Below are 16,733 nucleotides of genomic sequence, written 5' to 3'. Positions count from 1 at the left end.
CGAAACAGCTTCGGTGGAGATCGAGTTGGCGTGTCAGGCCTTCTTGCACCCGCTGAGCCTGGTCTGCATGGTTCCCGTCTGGATCGGCCCGTCCTTCTCCTGCCGGGCGGTGCAGGTGAGCTCATCACCGACCTCGACCTCGCCGCCCGAGACCTCGGCCAGAGCCACGCCGAAGCCGTCCCAGTTCTCCTTGCTCAGCGCGTCATCAGGGATCGAACCGACCAGCTCGAGACGCGCCTTCTTCTCGACCGGGCTGTCCTGCGAGAACTGGTAGTCGTAGATCTCGGTGACCTTGAACTTCAGGTCGGCCTGCCAGCTGGAGGCGCAGCCGGCCAGCACAAGGCAGCCGAGCAGAGCAGCTGTGATCCTGCGCATCAGTGGCCCTTTCCGACCTGGAGCACCTGCAGCAACTGGGGATCGCCGGACGCGGTGTTGATCGTCATCCGGTTCCACAGCCAGTAGTAGAGCAGCTCGGCCTCACCGCTGACGGAGGCGTCGCCCTCCTCACCGGGCGCGGCGGCACGCACCTCGGGCACCTCGCCAGGACTGAAGGCGACGTGCCACGACTCGGGCACATCGGCCGGCCGCACGACGGCCACACCAGAAGCCGTGTTGGGCACGTCGCTGTCGAGCTTCGCCGCGACGATCGTGGTGAGCACCTCGTCGATGCCGTCGGCCGCGAGGTCCGGACTGGTCGGGACGAGCTGGCGCAGCGTCGCCTGGACGTCGAACCGGCGCAGCGTCATCTCGTGCGCGATCCGCCGGTGCCACACCCGCGCGAGGTCCGGTGCGGCGGGCGAGAACGTCCACACGGGCCGGTTGCCCGGCACGGCGGGCATGATCTCGTTCGCCGCGGTGAGCTGAAGATCGAGGTATTCCAACGGGGACAGGCTGCCGGGGACGGGAGGCGGTCCCATCTGAACGCGGCTGCCGGTGCGCAGGTAGCCCGTCGCGGTCTCCAGGAACCGGGCGACGTGCACGACGAGGTCCTGCAGCGTCCAGCCGACACGGGTCGACACGGCCGTGGTCAGGTCGGCGTCACCGACCGCCTTGCGGAACATGTCGGCCTGCTCCGCGAACACCGCGGTCCAGCGCTGCGCGGTCCATCCTGTCTGCACCATGCGCGACATCGTGCCCGAAACGGATCACGAGTGCGGGTGGAACCGTCCATGATGTGACTGCGTCGCAGGATCAAGAACCAGACAGTGGGGGTGGCGATGTTCCGCGTTGAGCCGGAGCAGCTGCGCAACGCGTCCAAGGAGTTCGGCAACGGCTCCGACGCGGTGCGCGAGGCGGCGGAGATGATCTCGATGCTCAAGCTCGACGCGGGTGCGCTCGGCGAGGTCGACGCGGCTGCGGAGTTCGCGGACGCCCTGTCGAAGTTCGTCGGCACGCACGCGCAGGACCTCCAGCGCGGTTCCGCCTGGATCACCGACGCGGCGGAGGGTCTCGTGTCGAACGCCGAGGCCTACCAGCGCACGGACGACGACCACGCGACCGCGCTGACGAAGCTCATGCAGGGACTCGGGGGCGGCAAGTGAGCTACACGGATCCGGAGAGCCTGTACGGCAAGCTCGCGGCCGGGCACGCCGGCCGGATCGCCGCGGCCGCCGACCCCATCACCGGTGCGATCAGTGCGGTCGGCAGGGCGGGCGAGCTGGTCGCCAAGGGCGGCAAGACGGCGGTCAGCAGCTGGAGCGGCGAAACCGCGACGAAGTTCACCGCACGCGCCGACCTCTCCGCGACCGCCGCCAAGGCCGCCGGTGAACGGCTCGGTGCGGGTGCCGAGATCGTCCGAGCCGCGTCCCAGGCCTACGGCCAGATGCGCACCGCCGCCGACCAGGCGATCGGCGTGTGGCGCAGCCGTCCGCCCGGCCTGGACGAGGAGCAGACCCGCACGCTCGCCAACCAGGTCAACGACTCGCTGAGCAAGGTCAAGTCGGGTTACGAGAACGTTCTGCGTTCCTACGCGGGCGCGCTCACCAAGATCCCGCCGGGCTTCGAGGAGTCCGCCCGCACCGACTGCGGCTGGGGCCGCGCCGCATCGGGTGGAGCCACCGGACCGCAGATTCCGGGCCCGAACACGGATCCGAAGGCCGTCGCCGAGTGGTGGAAGTCGCTGACGCCGGAACAGCAGCAGGCGTTGCTGCGCGACCGGTTCCAGGAGCTCGGCAAGCTGCGCGGTCTTCCGTCGGACGTGCTCGACACGGCCAACCGCAGGCGCATCAACGACGACCTCAGCAAGGCCAACGCCACGATCGACCAGTCCACGAAGGCGATCAACGAGCGGGCCGCTCAGCTCGGGCTCGACCCGAACAACGAAGCCGCGCTGCGCAACAGCAACGATCCGCAGCTGGCGAAGCTGCTGGACGAACGGCTCGCTGCCACGAACGTCAAGGAAAACTGCGAGAAGGCCAAGAACAGCCTGATCGAGGCCGACGAGACGTCGCGGGACAAGTTCAACGGCGAAAACGCCCGTGTCATGGCGTGGGACCCCACCGGCCCCCGCGGCGACGCGCAGATCGCGGTGGCGTTCGGCAATCCGGACACCGCGAAGAACCTCGCGGTGTGTGTGCCGGGCACCGGCTCCGACGTGGGTGCTTTCAGCTGGAACCAGGCGGCCAACCTGCGTGAGGAAATGGGCGGTGGCAAGGACAACGCCACCATCCAGTGGCTCGGCTACGACGCGCCCGGCTGGTCTCCCGGCGAGGTGGACAACCCGGCTCAGGCCCGTGAAGGCGGCCAGAACCTGGTGAAGGACGTCGACGGCTACCGCGCCGCCGGTCCCGACGGCCAGCACCTGACCGTGATCGGCCACAGCTACGGCAGCGCCACCGTCGGCTACGCGGGCATGAACGGCCTGAAGGCGGACGACATCGCGTTCGTCGGTTCGCCCGGCGTCGGCGCGTCGAACGTCAACCAGCTCTCGGCCGGCCCCGGCCACGTGTACGTCGGTGGCACCGAACACGACCCGGTCGTGCAGGGCACCAGCTCGAACTGGTTCACCGAGGACGGCTCGTCCACCGGCCCGTACGACAAGGAGTTCGGCGGCACGCACTTCGGCACCACGTCGTCGAAGGGCATCGCCGAAGCCCACTCCGCCTACTACGACGAGAACAGCGAGTCGCTCGACAACCTCGCCAAGATCGCGACCGGTCGCGGCAACGAGGTCAGCAGCGATCCGTGGTACGACCGCCCGACCTCGCCGAACCTGCCCGGCTCCGACCTCCCGGTGGTCGGCCCGGTGCTCGACTGGGGCAGCGGTGTCGTCAAGGAGGGCGTCGACCTGGCGGGCGACGCCTACCAGGGCGGCAAGCAGGTGGTCGGCGACATCAGCCGCGGCGACTGGGGCGCGGCGGGCGGCCACGCCTGGGACACCGCGAAGGAGGTCGGCAGCGACGCTCTGGACGCCACCGTGGACACCGTCGGCAAGGCCACCGAGCTCGGGCGTGACGTCTACGAGGGCGGCAAGGCCGCTGGTGGCGCGATCGTGGACGGCGCGAAGTCGGCCTACGACAACACGATCGGCCGGATTTTCTAGAACTTCACGACCGGCAGCAGGTGGGAGAGATCGGCTCGGGTCCCCGACGCGGTGACCCGAGCACCGTCCAGGGCTTCGTCCCACGCCAGCGCTCCGGTCGCCAGCTCCAGCCACGTGCGGGGGTCGGTCTCGATCACGTTCGGGGGCGTGCCTCGGGTGTGGCGCGGGCCCTCGACGCACTGCACGGCGGCGAACGGCGGGACGCGGACCTCGACGCTGCGGCCCGGCGCGATCTGTTCCAGGGCGCGCAGGCTCAGGCGGACCGCGCTGGCCAGCACCGGGCGTTCCGGCTGGTCGGCCTCGCCGCGCAACCAGGGTAGAACCGCCTGCACCGCGGCTCGCATTTCGGCGGGGTCGACGGCTTTGGCTGGCACGTCGCCCACATTAGCGAAGGGGCAGCGGCGTTCCCCCGGCTGTTGGTATATCTGGACGGTGATCAGGAACTTCGCCGTCGTCGGTCCCTGGCAGGCGGCCAGGGACCGGTTGACGGCGGCTCTCGCGGCCGCGCCGGACATGGCCGTCTACCGGATCGGGCGTGGTGCCGACCCGTTGCCGGTGTCGGCGACCTTCGACCCGTCCGACCAGCCGGGGTGCCGGAGTCTGCTGGACTGGTTCGAGCGCGGTGCACCGTCCGGTGCGGTGTTGCTGGTGGACGACTGGAGGCTGTGCTTCGAGCAGGACCCCGGGCTCGACCGGGTGGTCGAGTGGATAGCGGCGTTCGGGCCGTCGCGGGGCGTGCAGGTCGTCGTCACGGCTCGGGACTGGAATGACCTGCCGGACCGGTTGCGGCGGCAGCTGCACGGCGAGGCGACGGACTTCCTCGCGCTGCATGGTGTCGACACCGATCTCGGCAACAAGTACCAGCGTCACGATCTGAAGGCCGCGGTCGGTGTCGACGAGCGCGGATGGCCGGTGTACCTGGACATCAGCGTGGACGGCGACGGGCTGACGGGTACCTATCTGGGGCCACACCGTGGCCAGAAGCTGCTCAGTGCGTTGCTGGGACTGATGGTCACGCATTCGCCGGAGGACCTGAACTTCGGCTTCTTCGACATGAGGAGCACCGGGATCTTCGACGGCCTGAGCGCCGCGCCGCACGTCTCGTTCGCGCTGAAGAGCGAGGACGAGGACGAGTTGTTCGAGCGGTTCCAGGAGGGCCTGGCCGGCGAGCTCGACCGGCGTCAGCAGCTCGTGCACACCAAGGGCCGGTGCCGGAACTTCACCGACTACCAGGAGAGGCTCGACGCCGGCGACGACCTCGACCCGCTGGCAGCCCTGCTGATCTGCGTGGACAGCGCCGAGGTGCTGATAGAACGGCACCCCGGCTTCCAGAACGTCCTGGAGGCGCTCACCCGAGCAGGCCGCGTTCTCGGCATCCACCTGCTGTACTCCGGCGACGCGTTCCCGGCGCAGCTGCCGTTCAAGATCCCCGAGTGGCCGTCGGCGACACCGCCGTACGACTTCGCAGAATGGGCGGAAATGCTGCCGCACGCGCTGGCAGGTTCCGCACCACCCGCCCACCAGATCGTGTTGCCACCGCTGCACAAGAGCTACGCCGACCTCACGCTGGAGATGCTGCCTCCCGGCGCCCTCGGCCTCGTGGACAAGCCGTTCGAGCAACGCCGCGACGTCCTCGTCCCCGGCTTCACCGAGGAGCTCCGGCACGGCGCCATCGTCGGCAAACCCGGCACCGGCAAGAGCACGACGCTGCGCACCCTGGCGACCGTCCTCGGCGACGACCTGGCGCGCTGCCAGCTCCTCGACGGCCCCGGTGAACCGCTCGTCCCGCAACGCCACATCGTCGTCACGGCCCGCTCGTGGGACCAGGTGCCGCCGTTCATCAGGAACAGCCTGGCGTTCGGCATCGAGTTCCGGCTCGACGACCCGGCAACCTCACTCGTCGACGCCCGCCAGGCCGCGCGCGTGCCGGACAGGCCGGGCTTCTGCCTGTCCGTTCCCCACCGCCTCCACGCCCAGATCGCGCTTCCGTGACCCATCTCGCCCTCGTCGGCCCACCGCACCTCACCGCACCGCGAATCCCTGCGGCGCCGGGCATCTACCGCATCGGCCAGGGCACCCCGCCCACTCCGGTCGCCGTCAGCTTCGAGCCCTCCGACCGGCGGCGCTGCGAGAACCTGCTGACGTGGTTCGAACGCGGCGGCGAACCCGGCGCGACGCTGCTGGTCGACGACTGGAAGCTGTGCGCGGAAAGCGATCCAGGGCTCGCCGAGTCGATCCGGTGGATCACCGTCGCGACACCGGCCCGAGTGATCATCACGGCCCGGTCGCTCGATCACCTCCCTGAGCGCGTGCGGCTGCGCGTCGAGGTGCTGGACTTCCTCGCGCTGCACGGCCTGAGCACCTTCACCAAGGCCCTCGCGTGGAAAGGCCGGTGGTGGAAGGTTCCGGTAGGCACCGACGCCCACGGCAGGCCGGTGGTCGCCGAGCTCACCCACCTCGCCGACGGCAAGTGGAGGACGGGATCGCACCTCGGCGTCACAGCACCGGAGACCTTGCGGAGCCTGGTGCTGGGGCTGGTGACGACACACTCGCCCAAGCTGTTCCAAGCGGTCTTCGTCGACGCGCACGACTCGGACGTGTTCGCCGGGTTGGACCAGGCCCCGCACGTGCAGGCGCATCATCGTGGCGTGGCAAGGGATCCCGCGTTGATCCGGCACGTCGCCGACGCACTGCTGGCCGAGTCGGAACGCCGGCTCGAAGTCGTGGGCAACACCTGGACGATCTTCCACCACCGCGGCTTCGACCAGGTGCTGCCGCAGCTTCTGGTCTGCGTCCACGGTCTCGACGCCATCGTCGCGGCGGAACCGGAGTTCGCGACGACCCTCGCCACCATCGCCCATGACGTCGGCAAGTCCGGTGTGCAGCTGCTGCTCGACAGCCCGCACGACGTGGTGACGCGGCAGATCGACGACTGCACCGTGCCCGCGAATCTCGACGAGGCGACGAAGTCGTTGCCACAGCTGATGTGCCAGGCCGAGCCCGCGCCCGGCTTCTTCGACCTGCACGAGGTGCCGAACAGGTTCGACCGGTCGCACGCGTGGCGCCCGCGGCCGGTCAAGATGCAGTACCGGGTCGCGGTCGGCACCGACGAGCACGGCCAGCCGGTCGAGATCGACCTCAAGTCGGGCACCCTGCAGGACGGAATGGGGCCGCACGGCGAGATCGTGGCGCCGCCGGAACGACGTGCGGAAGGCCTCCGCGCGCTGATCCTCGGCCAAATGCTGCGGCACTCACCGGACGAGCTCCAGGTCGTGCTCATCGACTTCCACGGCACCGCGGTGTTCGCGGGTCTCGACAGCGCACCGCACGTGCAGCCCGCGCTCGCGGAAGCGCTGATGGACGACCACGAGCGGCGCATCAGGATGTTGGTGGACAGCGGCAACTACCGAACCACCTGGGACTACCGCACAGCACGGTCCAACGGCGCACAGCTCGGCCCGCTGCCGGAGCTGCTCGTCTGCGTGGACGGCGTGCACGGCCTGGTCGAGGCACGCCCGGACTTCCTGCAGGTCCTGCAGACCCTCGGACGCACCGGGCGCAGCTACGGCCAGCACCTGCTGCTGTCCGACGCCACACCGCCCAGTGACCTGCAGGGCAACGACTTCATGTCGTACCGCCTGGAGCTCACCGGCAACGGCTGGGCACGACGAATCGGCAGATCGGTGGAGAGCTTCACACTCCCCACCGATCTCGACTCGGTGGCGTGGTCGCTGCCGCAGGCGATGCGGGCTACCTCATGACCGGCGGCGCAACCGCCTCTGCGCGTCGTAGAGGTTGCGAGGCGTCACGTCGGTGGTGCCGTAGAGCTCCAGCCGGGAGTTCAACGGGCCGGTGAAGTCCGGCTTGTCGATCTGGCCGAAGTCGCGGACCTCGGAGATCGCGACGGTGGCACTGCACGGCGCGACCTGGTCGATGCGCACGTTGCCCGCGCGCTGGTTCGTGACCGTCACGTTCCAGTGCGTGAAACGGGCGCCGTACAACGGTCCCGCGTTGGCACTGCCGCCGTGGGCACCGACGTTGTTGATGGTGATCTCGGTGCGGACATTGGCGAACGGCAGACCGCGGTGGGTGTCGAAGACGTCGTGGTCCATGCGCCCGCGCGTCCAGACGTTGCCGCAGGACAGGCCCTCGACGTTCAGGCCGTGGTTGCCCGCGCCCGCCTGCGAAGGCTCGGAAGGCGCCTCGATGGCGAACCCGTCGGTCAGGTTGTCGTGCGACTGCTCGCGGGTCGCGTAGGCGTGATGGTGACCGCGGCCGGACACACGCGTGTTCAGCAGCGAGATTCCCTTTGAGGACACCAGGAGGAACCCGTTGTCGACGTCCTGGACGTGCACGTCGTCAGCCCAGCAGTCCCACGCGCACTGGAACGCCAGACCGTTGTAACCCTTGTCCTGCAGGTGCTTCGGCGTCGGGACCTTGAACATCTCGATCTTGATGCCTTCGACGCCCGCGCCGGTGATGACCGGAGCCATGGTGGTCAGGCGCGGCTTCCACTCGGGCCGGATCTCCAGCGGCAACGGCTGGGCGAGCTTGACCCTGTTGCCACGCACCCACTCCACGCGCACCGGCCACAGGAACGGGAAGTACGACAGGAGCTTGTCCTTGTCGTCCCACTTGTACGTGGCGGTGCCGGGGACGTCGCCGCACATGTGCTTGGGCAGTGAGTACTTGTCGTCGTCCAGCCGCAGCAGCACGCGCTCCCCGGCGCGCAGCCTGCGTCCATTCTCGACGGTCACGACGAACGAACCACGAGCTGCAGAGCCGGTGATCGCCGCCAGGTTCTCGCCGAGCTCCAGCTCGTTGCCCGTCCAGCCCTCGAACGGCCACCTGCGCGCCTTGATCGCGTCGACCAGCGCCTTGTACCGGTCGCGGTGGCAGACCCACACCAGACCGCCCGACCAGCTCCACGCCGAGTTCTCCGAGCCGTAGCGGCTGCGGTTGATGCCGACGATCTCCTCCAGCGACCGGGTCGCGCAGAACGTCGTCTTCGCACTGCCCGCGCCGCGCAGCACCACGTTGTCGTAGCCGATGTGGATGATGTCGTCGATCCGGTAGCGGCCGGGCGGCACGAAGACGGTGCCGCCACCCAGTTTGCCGACGAACTCGATCGCCTTGTTGATCGCGGCCGACGCGTCCGCCGAGCCGTCGCGGCGGGCTCCGAAGAACAGCACGTTCGCCAGCACCGGCCGGCGAGGAGGCCGCTCACCGGTCCGGTAGCCGGCGTAGGCGATGTTCGGGATCTGCGGGTGGTTGTACGGGTTCGCCACGAACTCTTGCCACAACGAAGCGGAGGACGCGGCGGCTGCCGTCCCCGTCATCGCTGACGTTCCGACCAACGCAACACCTGTAGCCAGCAGGAATTGCCGTCTGTCGATGCTCATTTCGCCGTCTCCAAGGGGTCTTGGCCACGGCGGCGGTGGTCAGATCAAACCAGACATCAGGCGCTCGCGGAACGAACCGCTTCCGAGATCAGCTCGTCCACCTGGTGCATCAGCCGGCGGGCGTCGGTCGGCGTGAACGTGCTCCACGGCGGCTGACCGTTCGACGAACGGCGTTGCTGCAGGTAGCGGCCTTCTTCGGTGTCGAAGAACGCGACCACGCGCTCGGGCCGCCAGCGCTTGCCGTACTTGTCCCTGGCGGCCGCGCCGAAGTTCCCGGTGTGCACCAGGCCGGTGAACATCTGCACCAGCGCCTTGGCGTCGGCCTCGCGCAGGCCGACGCCGCGGAACGCGGCCTCCATCGACTTGGGCGACCCGTCGGTCTGGGAGATCGCCTTCTCGATGTCCTCGCTGGGCAACGTCACCGAAAGACCGGTTCCGGCCGGGTGCGAGGGCAGCACGGACAGCACCGCAGAGGCGAGCCCGGAGCCCGCCCACGGCTGGAACGTCAGCTGGTCGTCCCTCAGCGTCGCGAGCGCGCCCCAGTCGCCGTTCGCGACGGCGAGAACGCGCAGGCTGTGGCCGATCCAGAGGCGGCCGTCCGCCTCCCGCTCCGGCTTGACGAACATGCGCAGCAGTCCGTCCAGTTCGGACGAAAGACCGCGCGAGTTGCCCAGGCGGCGGTGGTCCAACTGCTGGTAGACGCGGTTCTCGAGCTTGATCCGCTCGTCGCGCGTCTTACCGGGTGAGGGAACCTTCAGCACGAGCGGCATCGGTCCGACGTTCATCCGTTCCCACACCACGTCGAACTCCTCGGCGGAGAGAGTGATCGGCTCCCTCTCCTCCGGACCGCCGAACAGGCTCACTCCGAGATGCCGCCGATGACCGGCGGCGCGACCATGCGCTCGTCGCCGAACACGTCGTCGGTCTCGACCAGGTAGTCGGCCGACTTGTGCTCGAGGTCTTCCTCGCCCTCGCCCTTCTGGCCGTGCGCGCCACCAGCGCCCATGCCCGCACCCGCGGCACCGCCCTTGCCCGCGGCCCCGGCGCCGGCACCCATGGCACCGCCGCGCATCGCGTCGGGACCGGCACCCATGCCGGGCATCATGCCGCCGGGCTTCATCGAGCCCTGGCCGGACGCACCGAGCGAGCCGGACATCGGCCCGAACGCCTTGCCGCCACCGAGCTGACCACCGCGAAGGCCACCGGAACCACCGCCGGGCACGCCCGTGGTCGGCCGGGTGAACACCGGGCCGGTCGTCACAGGAGGCTGCTGCGTGGGAGCCGGCGTCGGCTGCGGCAGGTGCGGCGGCGGAGTCGTCTGCACCGGGGGCGTCGTCGTCGGAGGCTGCGTCCACGACGTGTGCGTGGTGCCGTCACCGGGAGGAGTCCACGGCTGTGCCACGTGCTGCTGGGTCGCCGGAGGCGTCCACGCCGGCGTGGTGTTGGTACCGGTGGTGCCGGACGGCGAGTACGGGCCGGTCGAGGTGTAGCCGACGCGCGTGTTGGCGGTGCCGGACTCGCCGGGAGGCGGCGTGTCGATCACGACCTGCGGCGGCTGCGGGAACTCGCCGAGCGTCGAGGCGTTCCAGCGGCTGTCGGACTGGTAGTCCTCCATGACCTTGACGGCCTGGGCAGCGGCGTTGTCCGCGGCGGCTTCCTGCCGCTCGTGGTCCATCTGCTGGCCGACGACGTGCGCCATGCCGACCGGCCCGGTGAGCACGCCACCGGCGATGTCGAGGAAGCCGGGCTTCTCGGTCGTGACCGGGACGACCTCGGGCATCTTCTTGCGCGCGTCGGCGATGAACTCGCCCTGCAGCCGCGCTGAACTCTCCATCGTGGTCGCGCCGGAGTTCGCGTAGCCGGCCCACTGGGCGAGTGGCGACAGGGCGCCCTGAGCGGCCTCGGACGCGTCGGACTCCCAGTCCACGCCCATCTTGGTCAGCGAGGTGTGGAGATCCTCGTCGATCTGGGCGAGCGTGTCCGCGATGGTCTTCCAGCCCTGTTCCACCGGGATCGAGGCGGCGACGCCGGGACCGGAGTTGATCATCTTGTACAGCTCGGGGTGGCTGTAGCCCTGGTAACGGTGCTCAGTCATCGGTCAGCCCCCTCTCAGCCCAGGTCCCGCTGGTGCTTGCCCCACATGGCCGTGTTGTCGCCCTCGACCTGGCGGTACTGCTCCTCGAGCATCTTCAGCTGATCGATCACGCCGACGAGCTGCTGCTTGTAGAACTGCAGCGCGGCCAGCGCCTTCTCCGTGGTCTGTTCGTTGAACGCCTTGGAGGTCTCACTGCTGATCGGGTCGTGCGCCCAAGGCTTCGTGGGAAGATCGTGCACGGCCTGCTGGATCTTGTTGTCGAACTCCGACAGCGCGTGCTCGAACGCCTTCCTCGCCTCTGGAATGGCATGTGGTTCGACCCTCAGCTTGCGCTGACCGAACTCGGGCGGCAGCGACGAGCTACCTCCACCATCCGCGAGATGCACGGCACACCCTCCTCAGTACGGCCCACAGGGGACGGGCCGCGTGTGCTTTTGGGACGACTTTAGCTCTGATGCATTACGCAGTTGACCGGTTCCCGGTAAAAGCGGAGTAGTTCTACTCAACTCTCACTTGGTCGCGAGCACCGCACCGGCCGCCTCGGCGAGCGCCTTGGCCCGCTCACACGCACCGTCCACAGTGGCGCTCTTGTCTCCGAAGCCCGCAACCCCGGTCACCAGCAACAACTGCTCGTCGTGTGCGTCGATGTAGATCTCGCACGCACCTGCCGAGCCCGGCGACTCGGTCTTGGTGAGATAGGCGGGGTAGCCGGCGACCTGCAGAGGGGTGAGCTTCGCCTCACCGGTCGTCTTCTTCAGCCTGTCCACACCGCCGTTGACGAGCGTGTGGATATTGGCGATGTACTTGTGGTCCGCATAGGTCTCGTTGCACCTCTTGCTGCCGTCGCCGTACTCCGGCAGCGGGTTCCCCGGCTCTACAACGCCCAGGCCCAGCGAGGTCTTGGCCGCCGGCGTGATCAGCGAGCACGGGTCGAGGGTCTTGAGGTCGACGGCCTTCGGCCTGTTCACCGGGGCAGTTCCGGCCGAAGTTCCGGTCGTCGGCGTGCCACCGGTCTGGTTCCCGGCGGAAGGCGTGCCGGGTTCCTTCGAAGAACACCCGGTCAGGACCGCTGCCAGCACGAACGGGACGGCAAGTCGAAGCATGAAGGCCAACGTATCGGATCGGTGCGCACGGAGTGTCGCGAACGGTGTGTCCCGCGTCACCCGTAAGGCGCATTGCCGCTGACCTCACAAAAAGGAAACCTTCTTTACGATACCCCGAAGCGCCGCCGCCCCGATGCGTCGAGGAGCGACATGCTGCGCAACCGACCGCTGCCGACACTGGTCGTGGCCGCGGTGGGCCTGGCCCTGCTCGTGCCAGGCACCTCAGCCAACGCGGGGCCCGTGCCCGGCACAGGAGCGGCGCTGAACGTCGCCGCCAGCCCCGCAACGACCTCCACCGTCCCCGACTGGCGCCTGCAGAGCAGCGCGAAGGCGACGCAGGCCGGTGACGTGATCTCCGCTCCGGCCTATTCGGACACCGGGTGGATGACGGTGCCCGCGCGCTCCACCGTGATGGCCGGTCTGATCGCCAACAACAAGTACCCGGACGTCCGCTACTCGGAGAACCTCAAGCAGGTCAACGCCAACGACTTCAAGGTCCCCTGGTGGTACCGCAAGGTGTTCACCGCCGATCCGCAGCCGGGGGTCAACACGTTCCTCAAGCTCAACGGCGGCATCATCTCGCGCGGCGAGATCTGGTTGAACGGCACGAAGGTCGCGGGCACCGACCAGGTCGTCGGCGCCTACCCGACGCACGAGTTCAACGTGACCTCGTTGCTGCGCAAGGGCGACAACGCCATCGCGATCAAGGCGTCGTCCTCCGACCCGCAGAACGACCTGCTGATCCACTTCATCGACTGGGCGCAGCTGCCGCCCGACCGCAACCAGGGCATCTTCCGCGACGTCCAGTTCGCCCAGAGCGGCCCGGTCTCGTTGCGCAACCCGCGGGTCGACTCCGACCTGCCGCTGCCGAGCCTGAGCAGCGCGAAGATCACCACGAAGGTCGACGCGCGCAACAACACGGGGCAGCCGGTGAACGCCGAGGTCACCGCCACCGTCGCGGGCCAGGTGTTCAAGCAGCAGGTGCAGCTGAACGCGAACCAGACCAAGACCGTCACGTTCACCCAGGACCTGCAGAACCCGCAGGTGTGGTGGCCGTTCCAGATGGGCGCGCAGCCGCTCTACCTGGCCACGCTCGCCGCGAACGTCGGCACCGCCGAGTCCGACACCGCGAAGACGACCTTCGGCGTCCGCGAGGTCACGTCGAGCATCCGCGGCAGCGGCAGGCAGTTCACGATCAACGGCAAGCCGTTCCTCGTCCGCGGCGGTGGCTGGGCGTCCGACCTGTTCCTGCGCACCGATCTCCGCTACATCGAGGACCAGCTCGACCTCGTCAAGGCGATGGGCATGAACACCATCCGCCTGGAGGGCAAGCCCGAGAACGACGAGCTCTACGACATGGCCGACCGCAAGGGCATCATGCTGCTCACCGGCTGGGAGTGCTGCTCCAAGTGGGAGAAGTACGACTCGTTCGACGCCGAGGACAACCGCGTCGCCGGTCAGTCCGCGGAGAGCGAGGCCAAGCGCATCCGCAACCACCCGAGCATGATCGGCTTCATGATCGGCTCCGACGCCGCACCCGGCGCCGGCCTGGAGAAGATCTACCTCGACGCGCTCAAGCGGGCCGAGTGGAACCTGCCGGTCATCTCGTCGGCGAAGAACCTCAGCTCGCCGCAGCTCGGCAACCCCGGCATGAAGATGGACGGCCCGTACTGGTGGGAGCCGCCGGTCTACTGGTTCAACAAGCAGAAGGGCGGCGCGGCCGGCTTCGCCTCCGAGATCGGCCCCGGCCCGACCATCCCCGAGATGGACGAGCTGAAGAAGTTCCTGTCCCAGGGCGAGATCGACAAGCTGACGAACTACAACGCGACGCAGTACCACCTGTCGCCGTCGTCGACGTTCAACAAGCTGACCTTCTGGGGCACGGCTCTCGACAACCGCTACGGCAAGCCGTCGAACGTCGAGGACCTCGTCCGCAAGGCGCAGCTCGCGAACTACGAGACGAACCGCGCGCAGTTCGAGGCGTTCGGCGACAACTTCAACGACGCCAGCAACCCGTCCACGGGTGTCATCTACTGGATGCTCAACAACGCGTGGCCGACGTTGTACTGGCACCTGTACGACTACTACCTCGCCACGGCGGGCTCGTACTTCGGTGCCAAGACCGGCATGCGGCCGTTGCACGCCCAGTACTCCTACGACGACAAGTCGCTCGCCGTGATGAACACCGGCCTGCAGCAGGCGAACAACCACAAGCTGCAGATCACGCTGTTCAACCTCGACGGCACGCAGAAGGCCGACGAGACGCGCAACGTGAACGCCGCGGCCAACGGCCCGACCAAGGTGGGCTCGCTGCCGCAGCCGTCCGGGCTGTCCACGACGTACTTCGTGCGCCTGCTGCTCAAGGACGCGGCCGGCAACGTGGTCGACCGCAACGTCTACTGGCTGTCCACCAAGGCCGACACGCTGAACTACGGCAGCTCCACCTGGTACCACACTCCACAGTCCGGTTACGCGGACCTGAAGGGCCTCAACACGTTGAAGCCCGGCACGGTGTCCTCCACCGTGTCGACCGCGCCCGCCGGTGACGACAAGCAGGTCACCACGGTGACGCTGAAGAACACCGGCAGCACCGTGGCGTTCTTCGTGCGGGCGTCGCTGCGCAAGGGCCAGGGCGGTGCCGAGGTGCTGCCGACGCAGTGGAGCGACAACTACGTGACGCTGTGGCCGGGCGAGACCCTCACGCTGAAGGCCGAGTACCGGTCTTCGTCGCTCGGATCCGCCCAGCCCGTCGTGGAGATCTCCGGCCACAACGTGGCGAAGAAGTCCTTCAGCTGAGGTAGCGCTGCACGACGACGGACGGCCGCTCGACCGGTTCACCCCGGTCGAGCGACCACGCCAACCGCACGTACTGCGCGTGTGTCCAGGCGAGTGGGGTGGCCGAGGTGGTGCCGCGGCCACCCCACACCTGTTCCGGCAGCATGAGGCCGCTGTTGGCGGTCGCCGCGATCTCCCGCAAACGCTTGGCGGCACTGACCTTGTCACCGTTGAGCAGCTCGTACTCGCCGCGTTCACCTGACAGCAACGGCCACAGCCGCCCGTAGGTGCGCGTGGGTGTCGGCCAGTTGATGTTCCACGGCCTGCCGTCCGCGGTCTCGCCGTACCCGTCCTGCGTGAACCGGTGCCAGTAGCCCTGTTCCTTCAGCTGCCGGTCCACGACCCGCACGGTGTTGCGGATGACCGGGTCGCCGGCGCGCTTGAGGCCGAGCCGCACCAGTTCGAGGAAGCTCGGGTCGACGACCGCGCGCTGGTCGATGTCGTCCGGGTTGTTGTCGCCGAGGTTGTACCTGGTGCCCTCGTCCGGCTTGCCGTCCTTGGTGAGCCGCAGGTAGTACGGCTTGGGCTCGTACGGGCCGGTGCGCGTCACGGTCCAGCCCTCCACCTTCCGCTGCCACTCGTCGGCGGCGGCGAGATACCTCTCGGCGTTCTCCCCGTTGCGCTGCAACAGGTCCGCGAAGCAGACGAGCCCGGCGACGACCGAGGCGATCGTGGCGGGCGAGTAGCCGCTCTGGTTCTCCCACCGCTCCTGCTCGCTGAACGGAGCGTTCGGGTAGCTCAGCAGGTAGTCGGCCGCCCTGCGGAGAGAGTCCACAGTGGACTTGTCCCGCCGGTCCAGGTGCCAGGCGAGCAACAGCGGTGCAGCGGTCTCGTCGAGCTGAACGCTGGTCCACACCGGCGTGCCGTCGACTCGCGTGTTCTGCGGCAGATGGCCGTCCGGCCGCTGCTGCTCACGCAGCATGAAGTCCAGTGAGCGCTCGGCGAAGCCGCGATCTCCCGCGGCGATCATGGCCGTCGACACGTGGTACAGGTCGCGCGGCCACACCAGCGCGTACGGTCCGAGCTCCGGTGCCAGTTCGCGGTCGAACCCGAAGGCCCACGGGAAGCTCGGTGACGCGATCGAGGCACCGGGGTTCGCCTTGTCCTCGGTCGCCGCCAGCACCATCACGGACATGTCGTAGAGCCGCCGGTCCGCGGACTTCGGCCGCTTCAGCCCGGCCAGGTACGCGCGCCAGCCCTGCGCGTACTCACGTTTCACCACGCCGAATCCACGATCCAGCGCGGCCTGGGCGACGCCCTCGCCGAACCCGACCGCGAACATCCCGTGAGCACGCCGCACCGGTTCGGTGGGCAACGTGCTGACGATCGTGCCGGCACCCTTCATCGGCACGTGCTCGACCGACAGCCGGACCGGTCGCTGCGCCGTGACCCGCACGTCCGCGAGCACGGCGGCGCGCTGCGGATCGGTGACGTAGGTGATCTCCGCCTGCCACCCGTCTCCGCGCAGCCGCTGCCGGAAGGTCAACGACCGGTCGTCGGCGGGCTCGGTGCGGGCCTGACCGGGTTTGCCGTCGACCAGCAGCCGCGTCTCACGGGTCGCCGGCGTGCTCAGGTCGGGGTGGAAGATCTCCGACAGGCCCTGGTGGCCCAGCGTGAACCAGACCGGGCTCGCCGCGGATCTGGCGGTGCCGAAAGCCTGTTTGTCGGCGGGCAGGGGAACGACGTCGGCGGCAGCGCGGACGACCGGTGTCATCACGACGAGCAGGAGCACGACCAAGGCCAATGACTTCATGGCC

The 16,733-nt window shown here is 68.7% G+C and carries 14 protein-coding genes; 5 read left to right on the top strand and 9 right to left on the bottom strand.

What is annotated here, in order from left to right; translation table 11 throughout:
• Positions 1-33: 33 nt before the first annotated feature.
• Positions 34-375: a putative periplasmic lipoprotein gene (locus ABFX45_RS12405; RefSeq protein WP_346129773.1), complete on the bottom strand. Its 342-nt coding sequence runs from the start codon at positions 373-375 to the stop codon at positions 34-36.
• The gene (locus ABFX45_RS12400) at positions 375-1,121 is read right to left on the bottom strand and encodes a maleylpyruvate isomerase N-terminal domain-containing protein (RefSeq protein ID WP_346129771.1); all 747 of its coding nucleotides are present in this window, start codon (positions 1,119-1,121) and stop codon (positions 375-377) included. Before ABFX45_RS12400 ends, ABFX45_RS12405 begins: the two co-directional genes overlap by 1 nt.
• Positions 1,122-1,217: 96 nt before the next feature.
• Here ABFX45_RS12400 and ABFX45_RS12395 point away from each other — a divergent pair, with 96 nt between their 5' ends.
• Together ABFX45_RS12395 and ABFX45_RS12390 are read left to right on the top strand one after the other, a co-directional pair.
• Positions 1,218-1,541: a type VII secretion target gene (locus tag ABFX45_RS12395; RefSeq protein WP_109632882.1), complete on the top strand. Its 324-nt coding sequence runs from the start codon at positions 1,218-1,220 to the stop codon at positions 1,539-1,541.
• Positions 1,538-3,541 (top strand): alpha/beta hydrolase, encoded by a 2,004-nt coding sequence (locus ABFX45_RS12390; RefSeq protein WP_346129769.1) that lies wholly within the window; start codon positions 1,538-1,540, stop codon positions 3,539-3,541. The genes ABFX45_RS12395 and ABFX45_RS12390 overlap by 4 nt, the downstream gene beginning before the upstream one ends.
• Here the strand turns inward: ABFX45_RS12390 and ABFX45_RS12385 are convergent.
• Complete coding sequence (locus ABFX45_RS12385; RefSeq protein ID WP_215732304.1) at positions 3,538-3,885, bottom strand: sterol carrier family protein; 348 nt, start codon at positions 3,883-3,885, stop codon at positions 3,538-3,540. The genes ABFX45_RS12390 and ABFX45_RS12385 overlap by 4 nt on opposite strands.
• A gap of 88 nt (positions 3,886-3,973) precedes the next feature.
• Here ABFX45_RS12385 and ABFX45_RS12380 point away from each other — a divergent pair, with 88 nt between their 5' ends.
• Positions 3,974-5,533 carry a type VII secretion protein EccC gene (locus tag ABFX45_RS12380; protein WP_346129766.1) on the top strand — a complete coding sequence of 520 codons (1,560 nt, stop codon included), beginning with the start codon at positions 3,974-3,976 and terminating at the stop codon, positions 5,531-5,533.
• A complete protein-coding gene (locus ABFX45_RS12375; RefSeq protein WP_346129764.1) occupies positions 5,530-7,302 on the top strand; it encodes an FtsK/SpoIIIE domain-containing protein in 1,773 nt (590 codons plus the stop codon). Before ABFX45_RS12380 ends, ABFX45_RS12375 begins: the two co-directional genes overlap by 4 nt.
• Here ABFX45_RS12375 and ABFX45_RS12370 read toward each other — a convergent pair.
• From ABFX45_RS12370 to ABFX45_RS12350, 5 genes are all read right to left on the bottom strand, one after another.
• Positions 7,297-8,880 carry a glycosyl hydrolase family 28-related protein gene (locus ABFX45_RS12370; RefSeq protein WP_346129762.1) on the bottom strand — a complete coding sequence of 528 codons (1,584 nt, stop codon included), beginning with the start codon at positions 8,878-8,880 and terminating at the stop codon, positions 7,297-7,299. The two genes, ABFX45_RS12375 and ABFX45_RS12370, sit on opposite strands and share 6 nt — an antisense overlap.
• 119 nt (positions 8,881-8,999) lie before the next feature.
• On the bottom strand, positions 9,000-9,806 hold the full coding sequence (locus ABFX45_RS12365; protein ID WP_346129759.1) for an ESX secretion-associated protein EspG: 807 nt from the start codon (positions 9,804-9,806) through the stop codon (positions 9,000-9,002).
• The gene (locus ABFX45_RS12360) at positions 9,803-11,038 is read right to left on the bottom strand and encodes a PPE domain-containing protein (protein WP_346129757.1); all 1,236 of its coding nucleotides are present in this window, start codon (positions 11,036-11,038) and stop codon (positions 9,803-9,805) included. Before ABFX45_RS12360 ends, ABFX45_RS12365 begins: the two co-directional genes overlap by 4 nt.
• Before the next feature lie 14 nt (positions 11,039-11,052).
• Entirely contained in the window at positions 11,053-11,424 is a 372-nt protein-coding gene (locus ABFX45_RS12355) for a transcriptional regulator (RefSeq protein ID WP_109629373.1), read from the bottom strand.
• A gap of 123 nt (positions 11,425-11,547) precedes the next feature.
• Positions 11,548-12,141 (bottom strand): DUF3558 family protein, encoded by a 594-nt coding sequence (locus ABFX45_RS12350; protein ID WP_109629375.1) that lies wholly within the window; start codon positions 12,139-12,141, stop codon positions 11,548-11,550.
• Between the two features lie 150 nt (positions 12,142-12,291).
• Between ABFX45_RS12350 and ABFX45_RS12345 the strand changes: the two genes are divergently transcribed.
• Positions 12,292-14,937 (top strand): glycoside hydrolase family 2 protein, encoded by a 2,646-nt coding sequence (locus tag ABFX45_RS12345; RefSeq protein WP_346129754.1) that lies wholly within the window; start codon positions 12,292-12,294, stop codon positions 14,935-14,937.
• Here ABFX45_RS12345 and ABFX45_RS12340 read toward each other — a convergent pair.
• Complete coding sequence (locus tag ABFX45_RS12340) at positions 14,930-16,729, bottom strand: glycoside hydrolase family 15 protein (protein ID WP_346129752.1); 1,800 nt, start codon at positions 16,727-16,729, stop codon at positions 14,930-14,932. The genes ABFX45_RS12345 and ABFX45_RS12340 overlap by 8 nt on opposite strands.
• Between the last annotated feature and the right edge of the window lie 4 nt (positions 16,730-16,733).

Source organism: Lentzea roselyniae, assembly GCF_039537795.1.
Taxonomy (GTDB): Bacteria; Actinomycetota; Actinomycetes; order Mycobacteriales; family Pseudonocardiaceae; genus Lentzea; species Lentzea atacamensis.
The sequence above is the reverse complement of the archived record's forward strand: the minus strand, read 5'-3'. Positions and strand labels throughout refer to the sequence as shown.

Excerpts from the sequence above, each read along its gene's own strand:
- ABFX45_RS12405 (WP_346129773.1), bottom strand. The coding sequence starts at position 375 with ATGCGCAGGATCACAGCTGCTCTGCTCGGCTGCCTTGTGCTGGCCGGC.
- ABFX45_RS12400 (WP_346129771.1), bottom strand. The coding sequence starts at position 1,121 with ATGGTGCAGACAGGATGGACCGCGCAGCGCTGGACCGCGGTGTTCGCG.
- ABFX45_RS12395 (WP_109632882.1), top strand. The coding sequence starts at position 1,218 with ATGTTCCGCGTTGAGCCGGAGCAGCTGCGCAACGCGTCCAAGGAGTTC.
- ABFX45_RS12385 (WP_215732304.1), bottom strand. The coding sequence starts at position 3,885 with ATGCGAGCCGCGGTGCAGGCGGTTCTACCCTGGTTGCGCGGCGAGGCC.
- ABFX45_RS12370 (WP_346129762.1), bottom strand. The coding sequence starts at position 8,880 with ATGACGGGGACGGCAGCCGCCGCGTCCTCCGCTTCGTTGTGGCAAGAG.
- ABFX45_RS12360 (WP_346129757.1), bottom strand. The coding sequence starts at position 11,038 with ATGACTGAGCACCGTTACCAGGGCTACAGCCACCCCGAGCTGTACAAG.
- ABFX45_RS12350 (WP_109629375.1), bottom strand. The coding sequence starts at position 12,141 with ATGCTTCGACTTGCCGTCCCGTTCGTGCTGGCAGCGGTCCTGACCGGG.
- ABFX45_RS12345 (WP_346129754.1), top strand. The coding sequence starts at position 12,292 with ATGCTGCGCAACCGACCGCTGCCGACACTGGTCGTGGCCGCGGTGGGC.
- ABFX45_RS12340 (WP_346129752.1), bottom strand. The coding sequence starts at position 16,729 with ATGAAGTCATTGGCCTTGGTCGTGCTCCTGCTCGTCGTGATGACACCG.